This window comes from Paenibacillus sp. FJAT-26967 (genome assembly GCF_001541095.1).
GTDB lineage: Bacteria > Bacillota > Bacilli > Paenibacillales > NBRC-103111 > Paenibacillus_F.
The window spans coordinates 1-10,298 of record NZ_LMXH01000007.1 but is presented as its reverse complement, the minus strand read 5'-3'; the positions used below and the strand labels follow the sequence as shown (position 1 = coordinate 10,298).

Genomic DNA, 10,298 nt, shown 5'->3' with positions numbered 1-10,298 from the left:
CACGGGAGCCGATGGAGCAGCGGGCGCAACGGGGGCCGATGGAGCAGCGGGCGCAACGGGGGCCGATGGAGCAACGGGCGCAACGGGGGCCGATGGAGCAACAGGAGCAACAGGAGCCGATGGAGCAACAGGTGCCACGGGAGCTGACGGAGCAACAGGTGCCACGGGAGCCGATGGAGCAACAGGTGCTACGGGAGCCGATGGAGCGACAGGTGCCACGGGAGCCGATGGAGCAACAGGTGCCACGGGAGCTGACGGAGCAACAGGTGCCACGGGAGCTGATGGAGCAACAGGTGCAACGGGAGCTGATGGAGCGACAGGTGCAACGGGAGCCGATGGAGCAACAGGTGCAACGGGAGCCGATGGAGCGACAGGTGCCACGGGAGCTGATGGAACGACAGGCGCAACGGGAGCCGATGGAGTAACAGGTGCCACGGGAGCCGATGGAGCAACAGGTGCTACGGGAGCTGCTGGAACGACAGGCGCCACAGGAGCCGATGGAACAACAGGTGCCACGGGAGCTGATGGAGCAACAGGTGCCACGGGAGCCGATGGAGCGACAGGTGCTACGGGAGCTGATGGAGCAACGGGCGCAACGGGGGCCGATGGAGCAACGGGCGCAACGGGGGCCGATGGAGCAACGGGCGAAACGGGGGCCGATGGAGCAACGGGCGCAACGGGAGCCGATGGAGCGACAGGTGCCACGGGAGCTGACGGAGCGACGGGTGCCACGGGAGGCGACGGAGCGACAGGCGCTACGGGAGCTGCTGGAGCTACAGGACCAACTGGACCGACAGGTGCAACGGGTGCCACGGGAGCTGATGGAGCGACAGGTGCCACGGGAGCCGATGGCGCAACGGGCGCAACGGGAGCCGATGGAGCAACAGGTGCCACAGGAGCCGGTGGAGCGACAGGTGCAACGGGAGCTGACGGAGCTACAGGACCAACTGGACCTACAGGTGCAACGGGTGCCACGGGAGCTGATGGAGCAACAGGAGCAACAGGAGCAACGGGAGAAACTGGAGCAACAGGGACGGGACTTCCTGCATTTGCCAGTCGTTCGAATACAGGTGGAACAACCATTACGGCGGGTGGAACAGTCCCATTCAACACGCCAGGAGTACTTTTTGGAACGGATATAACGGCAAGCCCGACAACACCGACTACGACGTTTGTTATCAACACCCCCGGCTATTACCGGGTAAGTTTCAATGTGTACACAGGAACACTTAGTCTTCTTTCTTCGGTGTCTGCCAACTTCACCGGGACAGCTATTCCTCAACCGAGCAGTTCTGTGTTCTCGCTCTTGATTGCCGGAGGCATTATTACGGGAGATCTTCTATTCCAGGCAACTACGCCGGGCAATCTCACATTGAACGTATCAGGTCTTACGCTGACGCTGAGCGGTGCCGGTACGAATGCCGAGATCATCATCGAGAAGCTGGACTAATCTGACAAATTTCATGCTTCCCCTCTGCCTTGGGCTTAGGGGAGATTTTTTTGCTCTATTCTAAAAATCCCCTGAAAGCAAACGGTTCCTGCACCGGATTGCGCTTCAGGGGATTGCTTCATTTATTTAGACTCACCGAGCAAATAGTTGTAGAATGGTCCGTCCACCCAGAATTTATAGGTTTCTACCTCGGACTGCGGGCTGATTTTTTTAAACCCTGCGGCTATAGCCTCGGATTGTTCGTTCAATGAGAACGACTGGACATAATGATGTCCCTTCGTAATTTTGTTGTTCGTTATGACCTCATAGTCAGCCAGTTCTGTTCTTGAATAGTACAGCGGCTGCCACCAGGAATGAGCGATGAGGCCGGTCTGATCCTCGCTGTCTTTTTTGGCGTATTGAAGGACAATGTCTTGAAAACGGGCTTTCTGTCCGGCAGTCACGAATTCCAAAGACAGATCATATTCCTTCGCGTAGGCGATGAAGTTGCCGTTCTTGATCTGCACGACTTTGTAGTCATCGGTTTGTACAGGCTCTCCCCATTCTTTCAAATAAATAAAGGCGGATGTTTTCGGCTCCAACTGTACCTTGGCATCGATTCCTTCGCTTCGAAGAAGGCCGATGAGCTGCAGTGCATGGTCAATTTCGCTGTGGCCGTAGGTAAGAGTACGCTGTTTCTCGAAGTTTGGAGTGAACCGGTTGTCTTTAATGTTGTAGCCGGTAATGAGGCCTGCTTGGAGAGCTTGATCGGCGGTATCCTGCAGTTCAGGCTGCTGGACAAGGCTCTGGTATCTCCAGGCATCCCGGACGATACGTGTGATATCCGGATCAGACACACTGCCGAGGTAGTGCTTGTACAATCCTTTAGCCTCCAGCACCTTGCCGAGTACAAGGATTCCGAATGAAGCGGAGGCAGGCTTGTTTAATTCAAAACCGGCATGGAGAGTCTCAGGCAGTAAACCCGTATCTACGGCCGCTGCTAATTCCTGCGCCGCTTGAGGGGTAAGTCCCCGGGCAGGAGCTTCGCCGGGCTGAATCTTGGCAAGAGCTTTGGCGGCTTTGTCCGCCGGGTATGTATACGCCAGTTCCTTCAGTCCGGCAGCTTTAACCGCGATGTACAGCGCAGTGCTTTGCGTCAGAGGCTGGTCTTCACCCAATATATCCGAGGTTAGAATGCCGCTTTCGTACAAGGCGAGTGCAGGCTTATAGACTGAGGAAGTCACACTGATATCCTGGAACGGGTTAGCGATGCCGCTGGACTGTAGACCGAGTACGCCGGCTACTGCCAAGATGAAATCTCCTTTGGTAGGAGAGGGCGGCAGCGAGTAACCGAACTGTTCCTTAATAAACTGCTGGTAGTCATCAGCAGACTGGGCGGCAGCGGCCGGAGGCGGCACTTGATTTGCCTGCACGGGTCCTGCAGACCATAAGGAGAGAAGCAGTGCCCCCGTTACAGCCAGAGTGCCGATTCGGGATAAACGAGTACGTGAGATTAAGTGCATAGAAATGTCATCCTTTCCGATACCAATTTAATCCTATGAGAAAAGTAGGAAATTAAAAGGATGTTAACACCCTTTAAAGTGGCTGTCAATAGAAGGGGCTTACTAACTTGACTTGTCCATTTTCATTCGGGTAAGCTAAAAATATCATCGTATGAATTAAAGTGAGGCGGTAGAATCGTGAGTGAAGTGAAATCGGGTTTGTTTTATTCCAAAGATCATGAGTGGGTAGAGGTGTTGTCCGATACGCAGGTGCGTGTAGGAATGACGCCTTTTGCACAGGAACAGCTGGGAGATATCGTGTTCGTGGAACTTCCCAAAGTAGGCGCTCCGGTCAAGGCGGACGATATGCTGGGCAGCGTAGAATCGGTCAAAACCGTTTCCGACCTGATCTCACCGGTCATCGGTATTGTAGCGGAGACGAACGGTGCGCTGGAAGACTCTCCGGAGCTCGTCAACAGCGAGCCGTATGGGGCGGGCTGGGTTGCCGTTATTGACATTACGGGCAAGGAAGCCATTCAGTCGCTGATGACAGCCGAGCAGTACAAAGCCTACATTTCGTCGGAATCCTAGGCGAATCCGGAACAGGGAAACGACACTTTCTTGCGTTACGGCATCTTGTAAGGGGGGACCCGGCAGGATGCCTTTTTCAATGAGCAGGGAACGGTATGCTCCCGCCCGTTCAAAAAGCCTGTGAACCTTTTCTTCTCAGAAAGGCTCACAGGCTTTTGCACATTAACAAGGGCTCGTTATCTGAACAGCTCCAGCAAAATGCGGTAAGCTTTATCGCTATCCGATTTGTTCTGCTGAGCCAGCAGCTCCAGAATACGCATGGCGGTATCTTTGCTGCTCTGCTGGTACATCGTTTCCTCATAGGTAAATAGTTCTTGTACCGTGGTATCCAGCGCATGAGCGATTTTGTAAAGAGTCTCTACCGTTACATTCTTAGTACCGCGTTCGATTGCGGCGACATAGGAATAGGAAGTCTGCATCGCCTCCGCAAGCTGCTCCTGGGTGTATCCCTTTTCGGCCCGTAAACTTTTAATTCTAGCCCCAAGCATCTTTAAAAACTCATTCTGTTTATCCATCTGCCCACGCTCCTACTACCAGTGTAGACAAATAAATACGGTCACAACATGTTCTTATAAGATAATTTATGACGTTATTTACTCTAAAAGATGCAAACTATATACTGGTATCAGGGGTTAAAAGTAGGAGATGATCGCCCTGCGGAATTTTAAATTTTTGCGAAAAGCTGCCCAATCTGTCGGTAACGCATTTCTAACGTTATTCCTGCTGTTCTTTCTGGTCTGTATCGTACTGGAAATCTTGTATTTGTATACGATTTTCACCCGTTTGTTTAAATGAGCAGGCTGATTTATAATCCCGCCGACCGCTGCAGCCGCTGTGCAATCTTCATGAAATCTTCGGCAGAAATGCCGGGCGCAAACTCCTCGGGAAGCTCCTCCAGGTCCGGAATCGGCCCGCTGTTCTCTGGAATTCCTTCTATTACTTCGAGAGGCTGTCCGCTCTCGGGGTCATTTCCTTTCCAAATGTAGCGAATATCTTTGTAATCCGTCTCACTGAATGTATAAAGCTTAAGATGCAGTCCCTGGGCTTCGAATTTGCGCGTTGCATCGAACTTGCTGTTGCTCAGATTCGGAATCGGCAGCATTTTGGTTACATCTACACCCGTTGCGACTTCAAGCGCTTTGGCGTAAGCGACGACATGAACGCCGCCGCGGACGAGCAGATAGCCGATCATTTCCCGGGCTACGGGGTGGTCTGTCATTTCGTATACCCGCATTTTGTGCGTACGAGCCCCGCATTCGAGGAAGAAATTATGGAGCAGATCCAGGATTAAATTTCCGCTGCTGAATACATAGTCGCCGTTCCAGGGCTTCCCCATTGAATCGGCTGGCATAGCGGTTTGTGCAGTGGCAATGAATTGCTGGGTATTGCGTTTATCTACGGCGTCCCTCATAGGAGTAATGTCCGGATCGCCGGGGAACGTCGTCCCGGTTGCCACCAGATTAATCGCATTGGAGACCAGTTCCACATGGCCGAACTCCTCCGCAGTTATACTGGCGACCAGATCGTAGAACGGTTTCAGCTTCTTTTTGCCGCGGAAATTAAACGATTGGAACATGTAGTTGTTGAGGGTGGACATTTCACCGAAACGTCCCCCCAGAAGCTCCTGAATAGCAGAAGCGGCATTGGCATCCGGATGATCCGGCTTCGGCAGTTCAATCGCGAGTCGGTTGATTCTTGTAATCAAGATAAGTCCCTCCAGACGGATTGGGGTGATCACTTTACCGTTAGGCTTATGCCGGGCTGCTTGGCTATTATACAAATAAGTTTCCGGAAGTGAAGGGCCGGGCTGGTATAGGGGAGTAAAGATAAAAAAATCCGCGAATAAGTGAAATAATCTTCTTTGTCGTTTGGGAAGGGAAGATTTTGGATTAAATACAGAAAGAGAAAGTATGCAGAGGGGAAGATCAGATGAAGATGAGACATAAGTGGGGGGCGGTTGCAGCCGCTGCAGCAATCACTATGGTGATGGCAACCGGCTGCAATTCGGGGGAAGCCCCGGATGAGCAGGCGGCATCTACACCGGCTCCGATTCAAACGCCTGCCGGCGAGGAAAAGGGGAAAGTCGATTACAAAGTTACTGATTCGAAGGGAACTTCGGCAAATCAGGGCACTCTGGAAATAACGTTCAGCGGGGACGTGGAATTCACGGAGGATTCAGTCGTTGTGAAAGGCAAGAGTAACCTTCTTCCGACAGCCATCGTGCGTATTTATATAGAGGCGGCGAATCATACCGTCATTGGCTACAGCAATACGGTGAAAGTCGGAGAGGATGGGAGCTTTGAGGCGAAGCTCAAAAAGCCTGATTTTAAAGATGTGCTGAAAATCCATGTGGAATTTAAGCCGGATCTCCAAGGTGCCGCGCTAGAACCTGTATACGGCAAGAAAGGGGAGAAGCTCACAGGGCCTCTCGTGTATATAACGGGCAGCGGGGAGCAGACGGAGAAGGTGGCAAGGATAACCGCTGTAGTGGATAACAAGGACAAGGAACCGTCAGGCAAAATCGCATTGGAACAGCCAAAGTGGAATAAACCCGCCGACTACGGACAATCAGCCGTGTGGATGAAGCCGGAATTAACAGAGGACGATAAGTATGTGTACATCAAAGGCACAAGTAATCTGCTTGAAGGCAGCAAATTAAGCGGAGATATAGAAATTCCGAATCACTGGACGAGTGGCTATGCCCGCCATACCAAGGTGAGTCCGGATGGCTCTTTTGAACTTGTGCTCCAGAAGCCGAAGGAGAAAAGTAAATATTCCGTCGTACTTACTTCCAAAGTGGAGAAGGACAGCTGGAAAATGCTTCAGGATACGTATGGCGCAGAGGGAGAGAAATTCCAGGGTGATTTGGTAAAAACCTATGATGACGGCGGTAAATTGAAAAAGAAAGTGGAAATTAAACTGGAAATAGGCCGTTAAACCGGCTGAAGTTCCAGCCGGCTATAGAAGACCTGCAGCCATCAGGATGGTGATTGCGGGTCTTTTTCGCTGTTAAGAATAAGGGAGTGTCTGTCAATTGTCACGGCTTTGTTACAATTAGGGCCCAGAAGAGCTATCCCGTTTCCGGCGGCTTACAGGTATAATGAATGTGTTTGGTTATAAGAAAGCAGTACTATCATAACACTGTGCTTATGTGTCGTAAGACATGAACTCTCAATAGCGGATATGTTTAGGAGGCTTTAATGTGAGAACGAAAGTTTCAAGAGGACAAGAAACAAGGCGTCGGCACTTCAGTCCCTCTATGCGGCTGGCCGTCCTGATGATGATCGCGATTATGGCGCTGGCAGGATGCGGAAGCTCTTCCGGAGGGAGCGGGCACGAAGGGCATACCGCCGGAGGCAATCTGCCCGGAGGGGCGGATGCTCTTACGCCTATCGAGGCGGAGGTGAAGCTTCCCCAGGAGCCGGTAAAAGCAGGATCGACGGCTACTGTAGAAGTAATTGTTACTCAGGCAGGCAAACCGGTTGACGATGCGGAGGAGGTTCTTTTCGAAGTATGGAAGGAAGGGACACCGGACGACAAGCATGAGAAAATTAAAGCGGAACACGGCCAAAACGGTGCTTATACCTTGAAAAAGAAGTTTACGGAGCCGGGAAATTACTCGATTATTTCCCATGTTTCCGCCAGGACTATGCATACGATGCCTCAGGTGGAGCTTAAAGTAGAATAAGATGCAAGGAGCAAAAGGGAGGGAATTCGCGTGATCTTCAAGTGGGACGGACATACACATACGAAGTTTTGTTACCATGGCAATCCGGCCGAACAGCCCCTTTATTTGGATCGTGCCATTGAACTGGGCTTCCAGAGGTACACGATCAGCGAGCACCCGCCGCTGCCGGAGCAGTGGGTAGCCGACCCGGAGCTGATGGCGGAATTGGCTATGCCGCTGGAAGAGCTGCCGGTTTACCTGGCTTACGCGGAAGAGATGAAGAAGCGCTACGAAGAGCGGCTGGAGGTAACAGTCGGTCTTGAAATGGATTATCTGCATGGTCGTGAAGATTTCTCCAATGAATTGCTGGAACGGTATGGCGGTCGTCTTGAAGATGTACTCGTTTCTGTGCATTACCTCCCCGGCCGAGGCGGCATCCGCTGTCTGGATTACAAAGCGGATGATTTCCGCGACGGACTGCTTTCTTATTACGGCACGATGGATGCTGTGGTAAACGAATATTACAACCATGTCGAGCAGGCTATCGAATGGGCGGCCGCACTTCCGATGCGCAAACGGCTCGGACATGTGCAGCTTATCGAGAAGTTCCGGGAGGCGCTGCCGCCAATCGATCCGGAACTGGTCGAGCGCAGGCTGGCCGGGCTGCTGCCTAAGCTGGAAGCCGCCGGTCTGGGCATCGACGTGAACGTCGCGGGACTGCGAGTGCCGACCTGCGGACAAGCCTATGCGCCGCAGAGTTTCCTTGCAGCATGCGCAGAGCGCGGCATACCGCTCGTGTACGGCTCCGACACGCACAAGCCGGAGCATGTAGGTGCGGATTGGGCCTGGTTCGAGGCGGCTGTGGGCGGACTAAAGCGCTAAGCCCCGGCCGGACCGCCACAGCCGCCGCGCACACCCTGAAGAACCTTCAACTCAACGGATAGTCCGTGAGTTGAAGGTTCTTTGCTCTGCCCGGCTGGATCAGTAAGCTACATCAGGAGCACAAGCGTCAGCAGATCGAACAAAGCAAGCGTAAGGATGGCGTCATTGTAGCCGGGGTTTCCAAAAGGAGGGAAGAAGGCCCTTGTTTCAAGCTCCGGTCCGGATTCCCGTCCACCGCCGCACCCGCAGCTTTTTTTGGCTCCGGCATATCCTCCGCTAATTCCCTGTCCGTAACCGGGCTGTCCCTGCAGCTGGAGGTGCTGCCCGTGGCTGTGCTCTCCTTGCCCGTAGACCGGATAGCCGGGGACCCGGATCTGAACATAATGGAGGTCCACATGGATAAGAGTGCCTTCCCACGTTTGACCTGATTTCGTTTGTACCCGAACATAGCGGTTCATGTAGCTTTGACACAGAGAATGCAGATCTTTGGTATGCATAAATTTTTCCCTCCGGTTCGTTTCTTCTCTTCTCGCTGTAGTATATGTGCAGACGCCTTGCCGGGCGTGGGCTCCTGTCTGTTATAGGCGCAGTGATACGGGGATGGGGAAAGTACCATGCAGGCAGCAGCCCCATACAATACATACAGGACGAATGAGTCAAGAAGGAGGCACATGAAATTGGCGATTATTAAAACGAATGCTGCACAAACGAAATTGCTTGCCCGGCTAATGCGTGCTGAGGCTGAAGGAGAAGGGGAACTGGGTATGCTGATGGTCGGTAACGTGGGGGTCAACCGCGTACTGGCTAATTGCCTTGATTTTAAAAATATCCGCAATCTTGAACAAATGGTATTTCAGCGTCCCGGGGGTTTTGAGGCTACGATCAAAGGATATTTTTATCAGGCCGCCAGAGATCGCGATATCCGCCTTGCCAAGCGTGCGATCAACGGGGAACGGACACATCCCGCAAGGAATTCTCTCTGGTTTTTCCGGCCGGAAGGCGGCTGCCCTCCTACCTGGTACGATCAGGCGAACTCAGGGCGCTTCAAGAACCATTGTTTCTTCTCGCCGACGGTAGAAGACTGCCCGGCAGTTTTTAATTACTAATTCGTCCTGCCAGGTTCTTCTGCATTGTAGGCTTTCTTGGTAACAGACATCATCGCTGACGAAGGACCGTTCGATACGAACGGTTTTTCGCCGTTTGCCCGGCTCTCCCCGGGCAGCAGCCCTTACTTGTTCGTCATTCGTTGCTGTAGTACCCGAATGCTCTCTTGTGGTAAAATAACACAGACAGGCCCTTAAATAGCGGCCAGGAAACAAGAACGGATTCGGAGGAGATCAGATGTTACTCGAAGTCATTGCAACAACAGTCGGAGATGCCAAGGCGGCCGAGGCAGCCGGAGCGGACAGGCTGGAGCTGGTTACCGGAATGAAAGAAGGGGGATTAACCCCGAGCGCCGGACTGATCGAAGGAACGGTGAACAGCGTCAGGATCCCGACAGCAGTCATGGTCAGACCGCACAGCAAATCGTTCGTGTACGATCCGGATGATGTCCGTGCGATGTTGAGAGATATCCGGATGATCCGGGAGATCGGTGCGGCCGGAATTGTCATTGGTCCGCTTACTACAGACCGTCAGATCGATGTGCCGGTGCTGGAAGCCTTACTGGCAGAAGCGGGTGATATGGAAGTTGTCTTCCACCGCGCTTTTGATGTCGTTCAGGATCAGCTGGCCGCGTACGATTTTCTGTCGGGTTACCGGCAGATCCGCCGTATTCTGACGTCCGGGGGCAAGCCCAGCGCACTGGATGCGGTAGACCGGATGAGAGAATTGGTGGAGATGAGCCGGAATTCTCACATTACGATCCTGGCCGGCAGCGGCCTTGGCGCAGCTTCACTCGCCTCTTTCATAAGCGGTACGGGTGTGAAGGAAGTGCATTTCGGCAGTGCGGTCCGCGGGCCCAAAGGTGTGGAAGACGAGATAGATCCCGGCAAAATCAATGAGCTGCATGAGATCCTGGCTCCGTTCTCATAAAGAGCCGGGTTGTTTTCTCGAAGAGGAGCCCGAATGTTTCTCGTCTTCTTGTGGGGAACCGCTATAATGAACATCAAAAAAGACTATCTCACGGGTGAACTGCACCCCGTCAAGTAGACACTATAAATAAGTAAAGACACTAGGCGGCCTTAGTCCTGAACTCCACGGGACTGAGGCCGTTTAATTTTGCCTG

General features: G+C 52.8%; 10 protein-coding genes and 1 pseudogene. 7 read left to right on the top strand and 4 right to left on the bottom strand.

The window, feature by feature from the left end:
* Positions 1-1,450, top strand: a pseudogene (locus AR333_RS25185) (collagen-like protein); the annotation flags it as partial.
* A gap of 122 nt (positions 1,451-1,572) precedes the next feature.
* On the opposite strand, the gene AR333_RS20550 reads toward AR333_RS25185, so the two are convergent.
* Positions 1,573-2,952, bottom strand: coding sequence for a hypothetical protein (locus AR333_RS20550; protein WP_068777250.1), 1,380 nt, complete (start codon positions 2,950-2,952; stop codon positions 1,573-1,575).
* A 177-nt stretch (positions 2,953-3,129) separates the two neighbouring features.
* Here AR333_RS20550 and gcvH point away from each other — a divergent pair, with 177 nt between their 5' ends.
* Complete coding sequence (gcvH, locus tag AR333_RS20545) at positions 3,130-3,522, top strand: glycine cleavage system protein GcvH (RefSeq protein WP_068777249.1); 393 nt, start codon at positions 3,130-3,132, stop codon at positions 3,520-3,522.
* Positions 3,523-3,698: 176 nt separating this feature from the next.
* Here gcvH and AR333_RS20540 read toward each other — a convergent pair whose 3' ends face one another.
* Both AR333_RS20540 and AR333_RS20535 read right to left on the bottom strand, forming a co-directional pair.
* Positions 3,699-4,037, bottom strand: coding sequence for a helix-turn-helix domain-containing protein (locus AR333_RS20540; protein WP_068777248.1), 339 nt, complete (start codon positions 4,035-4,037; stop codon positions 3,699-3,701).
* A 290-nt stretch (positions 4,038-4,327) separates the two neighbouring features.
* Positions 4,328-5,227: a manganese catalase family protein gene (locus tag AR333_RS20535; RefSeq protein ID WP_068777247.1), complete on the bottom strand. Its 900-nt coding sequence runs from the start codon at positions 5,225-5,227 to the stop codon at positions 4,328-4,330.
* A gap of 224 nt (positions 5,228-5,451) precedes the next feature.
* Between AR333_RS20535 and AR333_RS20530 the strand changes: the two genes are divergently transcribed.
* The 3 genes from AR333_RS20530 to hisJ all read left to right on the top strand — a co-directional run bounded on the left by AR333_RS20530 (position 5,452) and on the right by hisJ (position 8,071).
* Positions 5,452-6,459, top strand: coding sequence for a hypothetical protein (locus AR333_RS20530; protein WP_068777246.1), 1,008 nt, complete (start codon positions 5,452-5,454; stop codon positions 6,457-6,459).
* Positions 6,460-6,724: 265 nt separating this feature from the next.
* Positions 6,725-7,210, top strand: coding sequence for a FixH family protein (locus AR333_RS20525; protein ID WP_253735928.1), 486 nt, complete (start codon positions 6,725-6,727; stop codon positions 7,208-7,210).
* Positions 7,211-7,240: 30 nt separating this feature from the next.
* The gene (gene hisJ / locus AR333_RS20520; protein ID WP_068777245.1) at positions 7,241-8,071 is read left to right on the top strand and encodes a histidinol-phosphatase HisJ; all 831 of its coding nucleotides are present in this window, start codon (positions 7,241-7,243) and stop codon (positions 8,069-8,071) included.
* Between the two features lie 107 nt (positions 8,072-8,178).
* Here the strand turns inward: hisJ and AR333_RS20515 are convergent, their stop codons facing one another.
* Positions 8,179-8,568, bottom strand: coding sequence for a hypothetical protein (locus AR333_RS20515; protein WP_068777244.1), 390 nt, complete (start codon positions 8,566-8,568; stop codon positions 8,179-8,181).
* Between the two features lie 180 nt (positions 8,569-8,748).
* On the opposite strand from AR333_RS20515, the gene AR333_RS20510 reads away from it, so the two are divergent.
* On the top strand, positions 8,749-9,177 hold the full coding sequence (locus tag AR333_RS20510) for a cell wall hydrolase (protein WP_068777243.1): 429 nt from the start codon (positions 8,749-8,751) through the stop codon (positions 9,175-9,177).
* Between the two features lie 235 nt (positions 9,178-9,412).
* On the top strand, positions 9,413-10,105 hold the full coding sequence (locus AR333_RS20505; protein ID WP_068777242.1) for a copper homeostasis protein CutC: 693 nt from the start codon (positions 9,413-9,415) through the stop codon (positions 10,103-10,105).
* The last annotated feature ends 193 nt before the right edge of the window (positions 10,106-10,298 follow it).